This is a genomic window from Pectobacterium sp. CHL-2024 (assembly GCF_044751765.1).
Taxonomy (GTDB): domain Bacteria; phylum Pseudomonadota; class Gammaproteobacteria; order Enterobacterales; family Enterobacteriaceae; genus Pectobacterium; species Pectobacterium brasiliense.
On record NZ_JBIXKO010000003.1, the window covers coordinates 357,965 to 376,213 of the forward strand.

General features: G+C 53.7%; 13 protein-coding genes. 10 read left to right on the plus strand and 3 right to left on the minus strand.

What is annotated here, in order from left to right:
• Nucleotides 1-11: 11 nt before the first annotated feature.
• The gene (locus ACIPUG_RS08315; protein ID WP_400338109.1) at nt 12-1,346 is read right to left on the minus strand and encodes a glycoside hydrolase family 28 protein; all 1,335 of its coding nucleotides are present in this window, start codon (nt 1,344-1,346) and stop codon (nt 12-14) included.
• 575 nt (nt 1,347-1,921) lie between these two features.
• Here ACIPUG_RS08315 and ACIPUG_RS08320 point away from each other — a divergent pair.
• The gene (locus ACIPUG_RS08320) at nt 1,922-3,214 is read left to right on the plus strand and encodes an ABC transporter substrate-binding protein (protein WP_039526551.1); all 1,293 of its coding nucleotides are present in this window, start codon (nt 1,922-1,924) and stop codon (nt 3,212-3,214) included.
• 82 nt (nt 3,215-3,296) lie between these two features.
• Here the strand turns inward: ACIPUG_RS08320 and ACIPUG_RS08325 are convergent, their stop codons facing one another.
• Nucleotides 3,297-4,976 (minus strand): hypothetical protein, encoded by a 1,680-nt coding sequence (locus tag ACIPUG_RS08325; protein ID WP_039509776.1) that lies wholly within the window; start codon nt 4,974-4,976, stop codon nt 3,297-3,299.
• Nucleotides 4,977-5,190: 214 nt separating this feature from the next.
• A complete protein-coding gene (locus tag ACIPUG_RS08330) occupies nt 5,191-5,931 on the minus strand; it encodes an EAL domain-containing protein (RefSeq protein ID WP_039466015.1) in 741 nt (246 codons plus the stop codon).
• A gap of 544 nt (nt 5,932-6,475) precedes the next feature.
• On the opposite strand from ACIPUG_RS08330, the gene ACIPUG_RS08335 reads away from it, so the two are divergent.
• The 9 genes from ACIPUG_RS08335 (at nt 6,476) to ACIPUG_RS08375 (ending at nt 18,226) form a co-directional block, all read left to right on the plus strand.
• A complete protein-coding gene (locus ACIPUG_RS08335; protein ID WP_400338112.1) occupies nt 6,476-8,200 on the plus strand; it encodes a PilZ domain-containing protein in 1,725 nt (574 codons plus the stop codon).
• A gap of 289 nt (nt 8,201-8,489) precedes the next feature.
• A complete protein-coding gene (gene cysJ / locus ACIPUG_RS08340; RefSeq protein ID WP_400338114.1) occupies nt 8,490-10,319 on the plus strand; it encodes an NADPH-dependent assimilatory sulfite reductase flavoprotein subunit in 1,830 nt (609 codons plus the stop codon).
• The gene (gene cysI, locus ACIPUG_RS08345; RefSeq protein WP_039317003.1) at nt 10,319-12,052 is read left to right on the plus strand and encodes an assimilatory sulfite reductase (NADPH) hemoprotein subunit; all 1,734 of its coding nucleotides are present in this window, start codon (nt 10,319-10,321) and stop codon (nt 12,050-12,052) included. Before cysJ ends, cysI begins: the two co-directional genes overlap by 1 nt.
• 12 nt (nt 12,053-12,064) lie before the next feature.
• Nucleotides 12,065-12,799, plus strand: coding sequence for a phosphoadenylyl-sulfate reductase (locus ACIPUG_RS08350; protein WP_400338116.1), 735 nt, complete (start codon nt 12,065-12,067; stop codon nt 12,797-12,799).
• A 308-nt stretch (nt 12,800-13,107) separates the two neighbouring features.
• A complete protein-coding gene (locus ACIPUG_RS08355) occupies nt 13,108-14,667 on the plus strand; it encodes an ABC transporter substrate-binding protein (RefSeq protein ID WP_094370038.1) in 1,560 nt (519 codons plus the stop codon).
• Between the two features lie 10 nt (nt 14,668-14,677).
• Nucleotides 14,678-15,550, plus strand: coding sequence for an ABC transporter ATP-binding protein (locus ACIPUG_RS08360; RefSeq protein WP_094370042.1), 873 nt, complete (start codon nt 14,678-14,680; stop codon nt 15,548-15,550).
• The gene (locus tag ACIPUG_RS08365) at nt 15,547-16,419 is read left to right on the plus strand and encodes an ABC transporter ATP-binding protein (RefSeq protein WP_094370037.1); all 873 of its coding nucleotides are present in this window, start codon (nt 15,547-15,549) and stop codon (nt 16,417-16,419) included. Before ACIPUG_RS08360 ends, ACIPUG_RS08365 begins: the two co-directional genes overlap by 4 nt.
• Nucleotides 16,413-17,354, plus strand: a complete 942-nt coding sequence (locus ACIPUG_RS08370; RefSeq protein WP_039466026.1) for an ABC transporter permease — start codon at nt 16,413-16,415, stop codon at nt 17,352-17,354. The genes ACIPUG_RS08365 and ACIPUG_RS08370 overlap by 7 nt, the downstream gene beginning before the upstream one ends.
• Nucleotides 17,351-18,226 carry an ABC transporter permease gene (locus tag ACIPUG_RS08375; protein ID WP_400338117.1) on the plus strand — a complete coding sequence of 292 codons (876 nt, stop codon included), beginning with the start codon at nt 17,351-17,353 and terminating at the stop codon, nt 18,224-18,226. Before ACIPUG_RS08370 ends, ACIPUG_RS08375 begins: the two co-directional genes overlap by 4 nt.
• Nucleotides 18,227-18,249 lie beyond the last annotated feature (23 nt).

The window sequence follows — 18,249 nt, forward strand, 5'->3', positions numbered from 1 at the left end:
GCTTGAATCACTTATTCTTCCTGCTGCACGATCGCGGCGTGATGCCAGTCGGAAGGCAACGGATCGGGACGGCGGATCGTCATGTGGCTGGTGGTCAGGTTCAGGACGCCACGGGCAAAGAGTGCGGGCATGCCGCCTGGATAATAGTCGACACCGAAGGCGCGACCTGTCGCCGGATCGACCCGATACGCATTGTCCAGCCCCATACCCGTCGGGCGTTCTGGATTGCAGGGCGGGCGCACATCGTACATGCCCTGTTCCGGCGAGTCGCTCTGTCGCTGTTCGAGATGCACGGCATGGAAATGGATATCCCGAATGTAGCCTGCGGGCGTACTGTGCAGGTTAATTGCTCCCTCGCTGACACCGGCGATCTGAGAAAACTGTACCGCTTCGATCCGGCCCGGCTCGATGGCGGGATCGCGATAGCGCACGGAGATAAAGATCGGATCGGCTTTTCCCCAGTGACACGGATGCGCGGCGACGCACCGGAACGTGATGTTGCTGAACTGTAGGCGTCGGAACGCGCCGCCATCGCGTGAGATCAGGCCGATCGCACGGTTGGTATCGTAAATGGCGCAGTTGATGACGGAAATGTCTTCGATATCGGCAAAGGTTTCGGTGCCGAGCTTCAGGGCGCAGCTCTTGGATCGTAACAGACAATTGCTGATGACGACCTGCTGCACCTTACGTTGCAGATGGGGCGGTTTATTAGTGGTTTTGATGCACAGCGCATCGTCGGCGGCGCTCAGCGAGCAGTTGCTGATTTGCACCTGCTGGCAGCTGTCGAGATCCAGCGCATCGGTATTTGCCATGCTTAGATCGTTATCAATCGTCAGCCGTTCGACGATGACGTGGCGACAGCTGACCAGATGTACGGTCCACATCGGGGCGTGTTCAATCGTAAAATCACACAGGCGGACGTGTTCGCAATCCTCAAAGACCACAATGCGCGGGCGATGCTGTGCAGGCAGGCGATAGCCTTGGTCGTCGGGCTCCGCAGAGAAATAGGCGTCGGCATTTCCCATGATCTTACCCTGACCGCAGATCGTGATATTGCGCTGTTGGTAGGCATAAAGAAACGCACGGTGTGACAGCTCGGCCATGCTGATCGTGATGGCCTGGGCAAACTGTTCATAGTCACCGCTGACGATTAACTCAGCTCCCGCCTCCAATTGCAGACAAAAATTGGAAGGCAGCAGTAATCCCCCTAACAGATAGCGCCCCGGTTCCACTGTCAGGGTGCCGCCACCCTGTGCCGCAATCCGATCGATAGCCTGCTGAAAGATGGCAGTATCCGGCGTGATACCGTCGGCAGCGGGGGAGTATGACTGAATAGAGTGCTTCATCGCGTTATCCTATCTGATCGAGCCTGCACCGATTGCAGCACGTTTGCTGGCCTTTGACTGTGGCTGTCGTGATGAAATCTGCGGAGGTTGGAGCGTGCTTCACAGCGCATGGCGCGCGGCGTAGGAGAATGTGAAAGGCATAACGAAGAGGGCGGGGCGGCGCGCTATGCCGTGTGTGTTTCATCACACTTTTACGCCGCTTTTTCTCTTTTGCCGCGCGCATGGAGCGGTTTTGTTGTTTTTGTGTTTCTTATTTGTGAATTAAATCTCTTTTTGGTGTGGTGCGTCGGTTAATGATGTGAGGCACCTCCCTGCCGCGTCACCTAGGGCTTACACCGCGTGGTTGAAACGCTCACTAACACGGTGCAGTCATTCGCATTTCTTCCGTCAGCCCCGCAAATCACACGTTTTCCCGCCGTGATGACTAGCGCGATAAAAAGGGTTCTGCCTATCTTGTCAGAGTCGAGAAATGGTTTGATTCACGGCTATGTACCTGACCTGCTTTCTCATCTATATCGTCACACCAGTACGCCAGACACACGCACAAACACAATAATAATGTCGTTGGGGGAAAAATGAGATTACCTGGACTGATTGCCATCGCCTTCTCTGCGCTCTGTTCGTTCGCGCAGGCTGCTGAACCCGTAGAATTACGCCTCTCCTGGTGGGGAGGAAACAGCCGCCATCAGGCAACCTTGACCGCGCTGGAAGCGTTTCAGAAAAAGTATCCGCACATCAGCGTGAAACCAGAGTACACCGGTTGGGACGGGCACTTATCCCGCCTGACGACGCAGATTGCCAGCGGCGAAGAACCGGATGTGCTACAGGTTAACTGGAACTGGCTGCCGATTTTTTCCAAGACTGGCACCGGCTTTTATGACCTGAATAAGCTGACCGATACGCTGAAATTACAGGATTTCCCCGAAGATGCGCTGAGGCCAGCGACGATTGACGGCAAAGTGAACGCGATTTCCACGTCGCTGAATGCGCTGGTGATGTACTACAACACGGAAACCTGGAAGAAGGCCGAACTGCCGTATCCTACCACCTGGGATGAGCTGTTCCATGCAGGCAAGGTGTTTAAAGAGAAACTGGGCGATAACTATTTCCCCATAGCTTCACCTGCGCAGGACAGCGGTGAAGGCATACTGGAACTGATCAACTATTACATGACGCAGAAGTATCAGATCGGCATGATCGATGAAAAGAACAAACGCTTTAACTACAGCGAGGCGCAGTGGATCGAGGCGTTTCGCTTCTATAAGCGTTTGATCGACGAGCATGTGATGCCGTCTTCGAAGTATTACAACGCGTTCGGCAAAGTCGGGATGTATGAAACACGCCCCTGGATTAACGGGGAATACGGTGGGGCACATCTGTGGATTTCGGTTGTGAAGAAATACGCCGATCCGCTGGCGGCACCCAGTAAGCTCGAGCTAGGCCCATACATCATGACGCCGGGATCGGACAACTCCGGGCAGTTCTTCAAACCGTCGATGCTGTTTGCCATCAGTAAAAATACCAAGCACCCGAAAGAAGCGGCGCTGTTGTTGAATTATCTGATGAACGATCCTGAAGGCGCGCTGCTGATGGGCACCGAGCGCGGCATTCCGCTCAGCCGTATCGCCAGACAAGCGCTGGAAGAAAAGCAGAAGCTGGATACCAACGATCTGTCGGTTGCCGGGCTCTCGATGGCGCTAGAAAAACCGATGCAAACGCCGGTGTCCTCGTATCTTGAAGATCCACAGCTGGCCAGCCTGATCCTGCAAACTATCGAACAGCTCGACTATGGCAAGAAGAGCGTGGAAGAATCGGCGAAAAACTTCAGCAATTCAGGCGATCGCATTCTGAAACGGGTGATTCGCTAGCAAGCGGCTGACTCAGATCGTTGTTGATTATGTTCGTTATTGATTACGTTCGTTACTGATTAAGGTAAGGATTGCCGGTGCGTTACGTGAGTTCAGCCAACTGCTGTTGCAGGCTATCGGCTAACGCGCGTGGACGCCCGGCATCAAACATCACATGCAGGCTCACCGGGTAATCCCGGTGTTGCAGGCAGAAATCCTCCATTTCATGCCCAATCCCGTACAGCGCCTGAATATTGGTTTTGGCGATTTCCCGCAGCGTCCAGTTATTCTCCACCTGTTTGCAGTAGTGCAGCGTAAAGAAGGCTTTCTGCGCGTGAACAAAGGCGCGGCAATACAGCGTCAGCCCGCGCCATTCCTGCTGCCAGCGCTGTCTGAGCGCGTCCGGCATTGTGTGTTCGCGGGAGAATTGCAGTGCGGCCTGCTGGCACTGTTCCGCCAACTGCCAGGCGGCATCTTTCTCTTTCGCAATGTGATAGAGATTCTGTGAAGCCAGCTCTGCATGCTGCGGATCGAACGTAATATCCTGACCGGAACCCGGCAGCCAATGGTTGCGATTGAGCTGACCGTACAGGCTCCAGATCGCCTGACCAAAGCTGGTCGGCAGCAGACTGTGGCGATGGAAAACGTGGTGGCGTGCGTACAGCGACAGAGAAATGGCCTGGTGAGCCTGTTCCAGCAAGGCGAGCATCGCATGCAGCACGGCATCGTCCGGCTGCCATTGGTAGCGTGTCATGAGCCACTGTGCGAACAGCGTGCTTTCATTTGCCGCTGCGGTCTGGTTAGTCAGGAGTCGCGAACAGGCAAACAACGTAAATTCGCTGAGCGTGCCGATCACGCTGTGATTATCCACCCCTTCCCAACTGATGCGGCACAGGGCGCTGACAATCGCGGGATTTTTCTCCCGGCACCACAGCAACCGCCCCTGCACCTCGGTGTAGCGCAGGAAGGGGAGATTGCCCCAGCCGACTTCTTCGCCAGCCAGATCCAACTCAACCCAGACTTCACGCCCGCTGACGTCCAGCAGTGCGGGGTTATTGGGAAACTCCGGCCAGAAGCGTTCCGGCGTGACTTTAATGGCGACGGAGACCGATTCTGGCAGCGTGCGAATGGCGTTCAGGACATTACCAATATCCTGATGGCTAGCGGGAAACGCACGTAATACCAGATGGCGCTGGTGGTAGTGCATCACGCGGGCGACGGCGGAGAATAGACGGTGATAGATCTGCTCGCTGTCGGCGTTGGTCGGCCAGAGCGTGGTAACGGGAGCGATACCGTTGATCGCATCGCCGGAGGGGGCAGAAAAGCGCAGCAGGCTATCGCTGTTGGAGATCGCCAGCAGCAGGCCGCTCAGCCTCGGGATCTGCTGCATCAGCAGTTCGACTTTGGCGGCAAGGTAGTCGCACCAAAAATCGGTATCCATGCGGAGGCTATGTTTGTCGTCCAGTAATTCCGGGTGATGGAGCAGTAAATCGGTGGGAAAGGACAGCTCTTTGCATTGCAGATATAGCGCTAACCCCTGTTCACGGCAGTGCGCCGCGACCTGATTCAGGTAAACACAGCGGGAACGCTGCTGGCTACTGATGCGATCGTCAAAACGCGCATTATTGTAGGCTTCCGGCGTCACCAGCTTATCCAGTAAATCCGCCGCACCCAGCACCAGCGTATTGAAACCCTGTTCACGGGCGTAATCGACGACCGAGATGACCTGTTGCCAGTGCCAAATATCCTGCGTATTAAGTTCCAGCGCACGTCGTTGCCACATCGTTTTTCTCCCGTTGCCACTGGCGTGAGTATCGCATTGATGTGCTATCGCAAAGGATAAATTCCTGCGGCGAACGCCAGAAATGTGAGCCTGTTCGCTAATCGCGATCGTCTAAGGCGTTGTTGGCGTGGCATTTATTGTGGGAGTGGGGATCACGGATTGATTATGATGCGTTAACCCGCGAGAGGCAGGGCAGAGAAATCGAGGATGCCCGCTAAAAGCCTTCCAGCAGCCTTAATTGGCTGAATGTGAGTGGCCGATAGAAGATATATCCTTGAATCCCAATGGGGTGATATTTATTTAACCGGTTCAAATCGGTCGCTTTCTCAACGCCTTCACAGATAATGTTTACGCCAAGAGGAATGAGTTTGTTCAATAAGACCTTTAGTTTTTGTGATTTTGTCTCTTCTTTCCCGATGCCATCGATAATCGAGCGATCGATTTTTATGGTATCGAAGTCAAACAAGCTCAGGCTGTCTATTTGCAGATTTCCTGCGCCGAAGTCATCTAATGAAATCATAAAGCCATATTTCTTGGCCTGATTTAAAAAGGGTATCCCGTCTATTAACTGCTGCCGGGTTGTTTTTTCACTGATCTCTATTTCTATGTTCTGTGGGCTAACCTCATGCATGAGGCATTTTTGGTATAACTTTTCCAGATAGGCGGAATTATTGAAAAGTAAATGCGACAGGTTGAATGATATTGTCATGCTACTTTTATTTTTTATTACCTGACAGACCACATCAAACATAAAGTCTGTCACTTTATCGATGGCTTTACACTCCTCAATTTTATCTATGGTCTGCTGAGTCGATGTTAAAACGCCTTCTGAGTTATAAAACCTGGCGAGGGCTTCATAGCGGAATATTTTATTTTGAGGGAGATGGATAATAGGCTGAAACTCTGCTGTCAGCCTAAGAATTCTTCCATCGATATTCAATGTTGTTGTATTCATTTTACTGATTACTCACCCTCTCCATAGAAATAGGAATTCCACAGCTTTGCTCGTCTGGATTCTACACAGCAATTTGGGATAGTTGGAAATTGTTTTAAATGATCAATTATCTACGTTTAATAGTTTTTAACTATCAACTAAAAAATAATGATCGTTTAAATCTATATTGTCTGTGGGTGTTAATTCTATTTATTGTTATTTAATTGGTTTTTAGTTTCACTATTTTTTGTTTACTTGGTTTTTTGTTTATTTTTGTTCGTATTTTAATCAAATTGGCGAGCGAGAGCGAACGTTGTGACTTCATAACATCCTTGTTAGGATGATCAACGATATGAAGATCGTCATGTCGTCATGGTATTAGGGTGAAGAAAATCGCATAAATTAAATCTGGGAGAGATTTCACTCAGTAATAATAGGTGTTTTTCTCGCGTTTTTAATGTTGTGTAAAAAAATTACGTTCGTGTAAAAATTCGTTTCTATTAAAAGAGAAATCCTTTTTGGATTTTGGGGTATATCACCGTCGCGTTAATAGGTAGATCTTATCGTGGAACACTTTTCTCCTCCTCCCGCTAAAGTGATTAGCGCATTACTGCAACATACCTATGTGATGTCTATCTATGCGAAGGATATGCTATATGCATTGAAAGCAGACGTTGCGGAATTGAATCCGGATAAAAACCGTATCGTGTTGGATGTGGAATACTCAGGCTCGGATATCGACAGATATCTTGCCGATGGTGGTTTGAATTTTGATCTGGAGGCGCTCAAAGGCACGGATAACATCGAACGAGAAACCTACAGTCTTTGTAATATTCCGACCCAATTATTCAAGACGGACAGTATGTTTTATCGTCTGGAGTGTCGTTTGCCAGAATCTGTTTTTGTCACTGAAAACAGGGGGGCGATTCGTATTCCCTTTATTCTTGGCATGCAGGCTCGTGTTCGCATTGAAGTTTATCTACACACGCTTAACGTACCCGGAACCCTGCGTAATTTATCGACCGGTGGATGTCTGGTCGAAATCGATCTGGTTGAGAGTATTGCGATTGAAGTGGGCCAGGATATCCCTGGTATTACGCTGGAATTCCCTAACGGAGAAAGCTTTTATGCCGAGGGGAAAATTCGCCATATACGCCCCTTTGGCAATAATGGCTATGCGGCCGTTGGCATCCAATTTATCCATTTGTCTTCATCCCAGTCCGAAGCCCTGCTTCATTACACGAATGAGTCGGAAAGAGAGGCAGCATACCGAACCGGTATGACTGGTAGCATGGTGTATTCGTCTCCGTTGTTCATTCCGGGTACTAAGGAGAAAAACCTGTTGCTGCGAGAAAGTCAGGAGCGAGAGAAGCGTACCCGCCAGACCCCGATGGAACGCGGCGTTATGGAGATTGCCCATCGGCTTCAGATTGGGCTGATGTACATCAAAACGCGCAATCAGCTGCCCGTTGAGATCTTTTATGACTGTGTTGATACCTTGCTGTATATGGTCAAAAAAGATCGAAAGGCTTTTCTGTATGCGCTGTCGTTCCTGCGTGATGAGGCGGACTGGGTCAGGCATGCGGTGCAGGTCGCGGGGAAATTGGCCGACATGCTGTTAATTGCCGATCCACACGATCCCTATTTGCGTGAGGCGGTGTTAGGTGTGTTACTCCACACGATGGGCAAACCGCTGTTGGTCAACGCCCGTCTTCCGTCGCTCAAGGTCAATATGAATCCGGCGCAGAAAGCGATCCTTAGCGGTCATGTGGCGGTGTTGTGCGCGAAGTTACATGAGCTAGGCTGGTCGGTAAGCCCTACCTGCCGCGACGTGATTGAGAATGCCAACGAGCGTGTGGACGGCAGCGGGTATCCGCAAGGCAAGCGTGCCGAACCATTGTCGCCGTTAGTCCGGCTGGTCTCTGTGATTAAGGCGATTAATAAGCTCAGGCATGCGCGTAATGGTATTTCTCCCCGCACGCCATTGGCCGCCTATCGCAAAATCTATGAGGCTAACGCGGCCTATGATAAGGCTGTGCTGGTCAAATACGTGCAGATTTATGGCCTCTACCCCATCGGCAGTTTGGCGAAATATTCGGGAGGTTTCCTCGGGTGGGTGATGGATATTGATAAAAAGGGGAAGCCCATCGTGGTGCATCTCACCAAGAACCTTCGTTTTCCTGATACCAATATCAGCAGTGTCGTTTCTAATGGCGACTTGCAGCAGGTCGGTAAGCTCGAAAACATCGTTCATCCTAACGATTTCGGCATGAAGGTCCTGAAAATTTAGCGAGTATCGTCTGCACAGAGGGCTGCGTGGCAGCCCTTTTTCCTCATCACATCCTACCGACATTTTTCCCGCAACAGGCTTGAAGCGTAGGTGCCATCAGGCATAACACTTTAAGCAATAAGGACTATCAGAAAAACCATTTAGTCATTTTGGTTATTTAATATTTCCATCATTTCTTTAATTGTTAAGATGCAGATCGTTACCCTTATCCTCCATTCATCTTTTTATTGCATGTTTTTGTATTAGCGTCGTTGGCTAACAGCACAGGCACAAGGAAACAGAAATCACAATGACTACTCCGGTTTCCCCCACTTCATTGCTTCCGCTGAGTGCGGAGCAATTAACGCGTTTACAGGCGGCAACCGGTGATTTCTCATCGACGCAGCTGGCCTGGCTATCCGGCTATTTCTGGGGGCTGGTACAGCAGCCTGGGAACGTGCAGCCGGGGGCGATCGCCGCCACGGTAACGACGGCATCCGCAGTCACGGTGCCAGTACAAACGATTACGCTGATTTCCGCCTCACAAACCGGCAATGCACGTCGGGTGGCGGAACAGCTGCGTGACGATCTACTGGCAGCCAAGCTGTCCGTCAATCTGGTCAATGCGGGTGATTACAAATTCAAGCAAATCGGGCAGGAAAAACTGCTGCTGATCGTTGCTTCGACGCAGGGGGAAGGGGAGCCGCCGGAAGAAGCCGTCGCGCTGCACAAGTTCCTGCTGTCCAAAAAAGCCCCGGAGATGAAAGACACCGCGTTTGCCGTGTTTGGTCTGGGTGATACCTCTTACGAATTCTTCAGCAAGGCGGGTAAAGATTTCGATAGCCGTCTGGCTGAGCTTGGCGCTGAACGTCTGCTGGATCGCGTGGATGCCGATGTGGATTATCAGGGGCTTGCCGAACAATGGCGACGTCAGCTGGTTGATATTTTGCAGGCGCGGGTGCCAGTTCAGGGCGAAGCCGTCGCACAAATTGCCGCTCAGGGTGCACTGGATGAAATTACCAGCAGCCCATACAGCAAATCGTCACCGCTGCATGCCACGTTTGCCGTCAATCAGAAAGTGACCGGGCGTAACTCTGAAAAGGATGTTCGCCATATCGAGATCGATCTGGGCGATTCTGGTTTGCGTTACCAGCCGGGAGATGCGCTGGGCGTGTGGTTCGATAACGATCCTGCGCTGGTGCAGGAATTGCTGGAACTGCTGTGGCTGAAAGGCGATGAATCCGTTAGCGTTGACGGCAAGACGCTGCCACTATCGCAGGCGCTGAAAAGCCACTTTGAACTGACGCAGAACACGGCACCGATTGTCGAGAAATACGCGGCACTGTCGCGTAATGAAACGCTGCTGTCGCTGTTGGCCGATAAGCCTGCGCTTCAGCAGTTCGCACAGCGCACACCGCTGGTGGATATGGTGCGACAAGCGCCGACGGAACTGACGGCGGAGCAACTGCTGGGTCTGCTGCGTCCGCTGACGCCGCGTCTTTACTCTATTGCCTCCTCGCAGGCGGAAGTCGAAAGCGAAGTGCACATCACCGTTGGCGTGGTGCGCTACGAATACGAAGGCCGTGAGCGCGCAGGTGGCGCTTCCAGCTATCTGGCCGACAGACTGAGTGAAGACGATGAAATCCGCGTCTTCATCGAACATAACGATAACTTCCGTCTGCCTGCGAATTCCGACGCGCCAGTCATCATGATTGGGCCGGGCACCGGAATTGCGCCGTTCCGCGCCTTTATGCAGCAGCGCGATGCCGATGGGGCTGAAGGGAAAAACTGGTTGTTCTTCGGCAACCCACACTTTACGGAAGATTTTCTGTATCAGGTTGAATGGCAGCGCTACGTTAAAGATGGCCTGCTAACCAACATCGACCTGGCCTGGTCGCGCGATCAGGCGCATAAAGTTTACGTGCAGGACAAACTGCGGGAAAAAGGCGCGGAAGTCTGGCGCTGGATTCAGGATGGCGCGCACCTGTACGTGTGTGGTGATGCCAACCGTATGGCGAAAGACGTCGAGCGGGCACTGCTGGACGTGATAGTTGAGCATGGCGGCATGGACAGTGAACAGGCCGATGAGTTTTTAAGCGATCTGCGCCTTGAGCGCCGTTATCAGCGAGATGTGTACTAATGAGTGAAAAATACGTTTTCAGTGAAAAACACCCCGGCCCCTTGGTGGTAGAAGGGAAACTCGCTGATGCTGAGCGCATGAAGACAGAAAGTAACTTTCTGCGCGGCACGATTGCTGAAGACCTGAACGATGGTCTGACCGGTGGTTTCAGGGGCGATAACTTTCTGCTGATCCGTTTCCACGGTATGTATCAGCAGGATGACCGCGATATTCGCGCCGAACGTGCCGAGCAGAAGCTGGAGCCGCGCCATGCGATGCTGCTGCGCTGCCGTCTTCCCGGTGGCGTGATGACGCCAGAGCAGTGGCTGCGGATCGACAAATTTGCGACTGAAAATACGATCTATGGCAGCATTCGTATCACGAACCGCCAGACGTTCCAGTATCACGGTATTCTCAAATCGAACGTGAAACCGGTACACCAGATGCTGAATAGCATCGGGCTGGACGCGCTGGCGACGGCGAATGACATGAACCGTAACGTGCTGTGTACGTCTAACCCGATAGAATCCGAACTGCATCAGCAGGCCTATGAGTGGGCGAAAAAGATTTCTGAGCATCTGCTGCCGCGCACGCGCGCCTATGCTGAGATCTGGATGGATCAGGAGAAAGTCGCCACGACGGATGAGGAGCCGATTTTAGGTTCAACGTATCTGCCGCGTAAGTTCAAAACCACGGTGGTGATCCCGCCGCAGAATGATATCGATCTGCATGCGAACGATCTCAACTTCGTTGCGATTGCCGATAACGGCCGTCTGGTGGGCTTCAACGTGCTGGTGGGCGGTGGGCTCTCTATCGCACACGGCGACAAAGAAACTTACCCGCGTACCGCCAGTGAGCTGGGCTACATTTCCATTGAACATACGCTGACCATCGCGGAAGCGGTGGTGACCACGCAGCGCGATTGGGGTAATCGTACTAACCGTAAAAACGCGAAAACCAAGTACACTCTGGAGCGTGTGGGCGTAGACAACTTCAAGCAGGAAGTGGAAGCGCGTGCCGGTGTGAAATTTGAAGCCGTGCGCCCGTATGAATTCACCGGACGTGGCGATCGCATCGGCTGGGTAAAGGGCATCGACAATAAATGGCATCTGACGCTGTTTATCGAAAACGGTCGTGTTCTGGATTATCCGGGTCGTCCGTTGAAGACGGGTCTGGCGGAAATTGCAAAGATCCACAAAGGGGATTTCCGCTTAACGGCGAACCAGAATTTGATCATCGCAGGCGTTCCTGCACGTAGCAAAGCGAAGATTGATGCGCTGGCGCGTGAGCACGGCCTGATTGATGACGACGTCAGCGAGCAGCGCAAGAATTCGATGGCCTGTGTGTCGTTCCCGACCTGTCCGCTGGCGATGGCGGAAGCCGAACGCTTCCTGCCGGAATTCGTCACGAAAGTGGAAGGCATCATGCAGCAGCACGGCGTGGGCGATGAACACATCGTTCTGCGCGTGACGGGGTGCCCGAATGGCTGCGGTCGCGCAATGCTGGCGGAAATCGGTCTGGTGGGCAAAGCGGTGGGGCGTTATAACCTGCATCTGGGCGGGAATCGCGAGGGAACACGCATTCCGCGTATGTATCGCGAGAACATTAATGAAACCGAGATCCTTGCAGAAATGGATCGGCTTATCGGGCTGTGGGCGCAAGATCGCCAGCAGAATGAAGGCTTCGGGGATTTCGTGATTCGCACCAACATCATTAAAGCGGTGCTGGATCCTGCCCGCGATTTTTATGACTGACAGGAGAGCCTGATGGCCGAATTTAACCTTGAGGCGCTCAACGTGTTGCCGAAAGCGGAACAGGCGGCCGCACTGGCTGTCGTAAATGGTCAGCTTGAACAGCTATCGGCGCAGGAAAGAGTGAGCTGGGCGCTGGAGAATCTGCCGGGCGACTATGTGTTGTCGTCCAGCTTCGGTATTCAGGCGGCGGTATCGCTGCATCTGGTGACGCAACAGCGGCCGGATATTCCGGTTATTCTCACGGATACGGGCTACCTGTTTCCTGAAACCTATCAATTTATTGATGCACTGACGGAACAGCTGAAGCTGAATCTGCAAGTGTACCGCGCGGCTGAATCCCCGGCCTGGCAAGAGGCGCGCTACGGCAAGCTGTGGGAGCAGGGTGTGGAAGGCATTGAGCGCTATAACCAACTGAATAAAGTCGAGCCAATGAATCGGGCGTTGAGCGAGTTAAAGGCGAAAACATGGTTTGCTGGCCTGCGTCGTGAGCAGTCCGGCAGCCGGGGTGAATTACCGGTACTGGCGATTCAGCGCGGCATCTTCAAATTCCTGCCGATTATCGACTGGGACAACCGAACGGTGTACCAGTACCTGAAAGAAAACGGCCTGGGTTACCATCCGCTGTGGGATCAGGGTTATCTGTCAGTCGGCGATACGCACACCACCCGTAAATGGGAACCGGGTATGGCCGAAGAAGAAACGCGTTTCTTCGGTCTGAAACGCGAATGCGGTCTGCACGAAGGATAAAAACTCCCCCACAACGAGCGGTAGACCGATCACAAACCCCATGTTCTGCATGGGGTTTTTCATATCTGGCTACGGAGTGCGAACGCGATATTTTACTCGCGATGTGTTACCTCAACCCGTCGCCCTGTAGCGCCATCCTCTGTTTTTTACCTCCCCTCTGTCCTGTCGCAATAAGCGAATTGTCGTCATAACACCGTCATCTTGCAAAGATAGGATTTGGTCAACATTTGATCATTATTTAAACAAATTCGAGCGTGTTCAGTCGTGGACGCGGCTTGGCGAACCCGCTTACTGAGGGAGTGCCTGACATGAAGAGAACGAGCTTTATCGGTGCGCTGGTGCTGTTTGCTGTTTTCCTCTCTGGTGGCGCGCTCGCTCAGGAGGACACGCGTCCTGAGTTACGGATCGCGGTTCAGAAAAACCCGGAGACACAGGAACCGGTTGATGCGGCGTCTAATGTCGCTTTCCGCAACAATCCGTCGATCCACGAAACCTTACTGAAGCTCGATATTGATGGCGATTTCTCGGTACAGCCGAATCTTGCGACGGCGTGGAAATGGATCGACGATAAAACGCTTGAAGTGACGCTTCGCAAGGGCGTCATTTTTCATGATGGTCGCGAAATGACGGCGGAGGACGTCGCCTTTTCGTTCGGACCGGAACGTTTGACCGATCCGAAAGCACCCGGTTATCCCACGTATCTGACAAATTTTAGCAGCCTTGATCATGTCGAGGTGGTGGATCCTGACACTGTCCGTTTCGTCACGAAGTTCAAAGATCCGATTTTGTTACAGCGGCTGGCAAGCTATGCCGCTGTGGTGATCAGCAAAGATGCCTGGATGAAGATGGGCGGTGACTGGGCCAAATGGAAGCAGAAGCCGGTCGGCGCGGGTCCATATAAGGTTCTGGAGTCGGTAGCCAATGACCATGTGACGCTGGTGGCGCACGATCGGTATTTTGGCGGCAAGCCGAATGCGAAGCGTGTCATCTTCAGAATGGTGCCGGAAGTCTCATCGCGTATTGCTGGTCTTATCGCAGGGGATTATGACATTGCCACCGATCTGCCGCCGGATCAGCTTGAGATGGTGAACCAGTCGGGTAACGCGAAGGTCGTCGGTGGCCCCGTTCCAAACAACCGTATTCTGTTCTTCGACAAATATAACCCCGTACTCAAGGATCCGCGTGTTCGTCAGGCGCTTATCCTGTCGATTGACCGTCAGGCGATCGTGGATTCCATCTGGAACGGACGAACCGTTGTGCCGAATGGTGAGCAGTTCAAAGTCTTCGGCCCTATCTACATGAAGGATCGCCCAAACTACGAATACAACCCTGACAAAGCACGGCAGCTCTTGAAGGCAGCGGGCTATCACGGTGAACCGATCGCGCTCCGCTCACAAAACAATTACTACACGGCGGAAAACTCGGTGAGTGAAGCCGTGGTGGCGATGTGGCAGGCGGTGGGCGTCAACGCCAGGATGGAGTTTGTTGAGTCCGGCAAGCTGTTTGAAAATGCGTCTGGTCGGGCGGTGGGTAACTGGTCCAGCACCGCCGCTATTCCCGATCCCTACGTTTCCGTCTATGCGATGGGGTTCGCAAAGACCGCTGCGCTGGGCACGCAGAAAATCTGGATTAATGACGAATTTGACCAGCTCGGCGCAAAGCTTGAACCGACGATTGCCCCAGCGGATCGCGCCAGGATCTTCTCCGAGATGTTGGACATTATTGAGTGGAAGGATCCGGGGATCACCGTGCTTTACCAGAACGCCGTCTTCTACGGGGTTTCTAACAAGGTGAAGTGGAAGCCGAAGCCGGTTTTCGCGATGGATCTTGGCCCACAAAACCTCTCCTTTGTTAATGCTGCCAAGTGAGGGTGTCATCATGACTGAATCCATGCTTTCCATTCAAAATCTGAATATCGCCTTTCTCGCGGGGAAGACCAGAACCACGTCGGTTAAGTCGATATCCTTTGACGTCGGCGAAGGTGAAATTCTGGGAATTGTAGGGGAGAGCGGGTCTGGAAAATCGCTGTCATGCCTCGCGGTGGCCGGCCTTCTGCCCGCTACCGCGCTTGTTTCTGGTTCGGTCACGATTGGCAGCCAAACATTCGCCGCCTCCGAACTGCATAACGCGCTGGTGGCGAAAAAGCTCCCGCCGATCGGCATGATCTTTCAGGAACCGATATCCTGCCTTAATCCGGTACGTACCGTTGGTGAGCAAATCGCTGAGGCTGCGCGCAGTGCGGGGCACGCTGCGGAGGAAGCCCGCCAGATTGCGTTACAGATGCTGAAAGACGTCGCTATCGATCAACCAGAGAAGCGTTACCATGACTATCCTTCGCAATTTTCTGGCGGTATGTGCCAGCGTGTGATGATCGCGATGGCACTTGCTCTGGAGCCGCGGCTCGTCATCGCAGACGAACCAACGACGGCGCTGGATGTTACCGTTCAGCAGCAGGTCGTGTCGCTGCTTGTCTCGCTGGTCCGTCGTCGAGGCATTGCCATGATCTTCATCAGCCACGATCTTGACCTGGTCGCGGAGGTCTGCGATCGCATTGCCATTATGTACGGCGGCGAGATCGTGGAGATCGATACGACTGAAAATATCTACGCGCGATCGAACCATCCCTACGCTCAACTGCTGCTGGACGCGATGCCGGGCAGCGGTGAACCGCTAAGCAGACTGGTGGAAATTCCCCAGCACTGGCAGCGTGATACGGCGACCTCATCACTCTCTGCGGGGAGCGCGCCATGAGTGTGAACGCGATGGACAGAATGCCTATTCTCGAAGCCCGCGATCTGGATTTCACCTATCACGCTGGTTTTTCGCTGCTGCCGAACCGTCGGGCTGGTAAACAGGCGGTACGCGGCGTGTCTTTATCGCTTGAGCAAGGTGAAACGCTCGGTCTGGTCGGCGAATCGGGATCCGGGAAATCGACCCTTGCCGCGCTACTTTGCGGCGATCGTCAGCCTGACCGTGGCACGCTGTCACTCTTTGGCGAGCCATTTTCCCACTATCTCAAACCGAATCGTCGGCGTTTGGCGCGGGTGCTTCAGGTTGTTGCGCAGGATACGCTCGGTGCCTTCGATCCACGCCACACCATTGGTCGGCAGATCGCGGAAGTGCTCTTGATCCATGCTATCGGGTGCAAGAGTGAGTGGCGCGATAGGGCTAAAGCAGCACTTAGCGCTGTCGCTCTCCCCATCACCATGCTGGATCGCTATCCACATCAGATGTCAGGCGGGCAGCGGCAACGCGCGGCTATCGCCCGGGCGCTGGTGGCTGAGCCGAAGGTTTTGCTGTGCGATGAACCCGTTTCGGCGCTGGATGTGTCGGTTCAGGCGCAGGTGCTCAATTTGCTGCTCGATCTTCAAGAGAAGCGCGGTCTTTCGATCCTGTTGATCAGCCACGATGTGCGCGTGGTGCGCCACGTGTCGCATCGGGTCGCCGTGATGCAGGACGGCGGTGTGGTGGAGAGCGGACCGACGTCAAGCGTGTTTGCCAAGCCCTCCCATCCTTACACCGTAAAACTGCTGGCTGCCGTGCCGAAAGGAAGGCGTCGCTCCATTGCTGCGGATGCTGTACACAGCCGCTCCGTTCTGGTGGAGAGAGCGGCATGCTGAACACCCTGTTTGGCTCAGCGCTGCGTGCGTTATTGACGGTATTTCTTGCCGTCACCTTTACTTTCGTCATGCTGCGCATCAGCGGTGACCCGATGACGTCGCTCCTCGGTGTCGAAACGCCGCCGCAGGTTATTGACATACTCCGCCAGCAGTGGGGGCTGGATCGCCCCGTGACCGAACAGTATTTCACCTATCTCGGGCGCATCGTGACGGGGGATTTTGGTACATCGCTGCGAAGCGGTCAGGATGCGCTTGCTATGATTATGGAAAAGCTCCCCGCGACGCTGCGGCTTATGGCGGCTTCGCTTGTACTGGCGCTTGCGGTGGGGATTCCGCTGGGTATCGTCGCGGCGCACTATCACGGTAGGATTGTCGACCGCACGGTAATCGGCCTCGCCGTGCTGACGCATTCAATTCCTACTTTCCTGACTGGCATTCTCCTGATCCAGCTTTTCGCCGTACAGTTGCGGATCCTGCCATCGGGGGGAGGCGCGACGCTTGCCCACATGGTGATGCCTGCCCTGGCTATCGGGCTTTACAACGCTGGTGTTATCGCGAGATTCGTTCGCTCAAGCGTGCTTGAAGTCATCGGGCAGCGTTATATTCTTGCCGCCCGAGCGAAACGCGTCTCCGAGTGGGGGCTTATCGTCAGGCACGTGATGCCGAATGCGGCACTGCCTCTGCTGACGCTGTTCGGATTCTTGCTCGGCGGAATGATTGGCGGCTCCGCCGTGATTGAAGCGGTATTTGCCTGGCCCGGCGTGGGCCTGCTGCTCATCAATTCTGTTGCTGCCCGCGATGTGGCGGTGGTTCAGGCGATTGTCATTCTCATCACGGTGGCGATGGTCAGCGCCAACCTGTTCGTCGATTTCCTGCATGTGATGATTGATCCCCGCCTGCGCCACTCACAGCGGTCTCGGGGGCGTGTGTCATGACAGATACGTCCTCCGCATCAAAGATGCCTTCTGGCTTATTCGCCCGGTTTCCCCATGCTAATCCGCTGCTGCTCGTGTGTATTGGGGTCATTGTGATTGCCGTTGTGCTTGCCGTCTTTGCTGACATGCTTTCGCCCTATGGCTTTGCGCAGATAGATCTGAGAGCGCGCAATATGCCGCCGTTCCACCTTGGAACCGGCTCCCAGCACTGGCTTGGCACCGACGAGATGGGGCGCGACATTTTAAGCCGCGTCTTCTATGCGCTCCGTATGAGTCTCTTTATATCCCTTGGCGCGTCAATTATCAGCATGGTCATCGGCACATCGCTTGGCCTGATCGCGAGCTTCCGACGCGGTGTAGCGGATGCCATCATTCGGGTGGCGATTGATTTTCAGGCGTCGATGCCGTTTATCATTATTGCGCTCACGGTTCTGGCCTTTCTCGGCAACAGCCTCACGCTTTTCATCTGCCTGCTGGGGCTGTTCGGCTGGGAGCGTTTTGCTCGACTGACGCGGACGATGGCCAGTCTTGAACTGGAGAAGCCGTATATCGCCGCCTTGCTTCGCAATGGCGCGGGTGGCTTTCGTATCGCGATCGTCCACGTTTTTCCCAATATCTTTGCCGTCGTGCTGGTCACCTTCACGGTGGTGATGCCTGAAATCCTCATTCTGGAGTCGTCGCTGAGCTTCCTTGGCCTCGGGGTGCAACCGCCACAGGTCAGCCTGGGATCGTTGGTGGGGGCAGGGCGTGACTACATCATGACGGCGTGGTGGATATCCATCGTGCCGGGCATGGTCATTTTCATACTGTCGCTCACTATCAGCCTCATTGGCGATCGGTTACGTGACCTTTCCGATCCGACACTGAAATGAGGAGCCGTGGTTAAACGCAATAA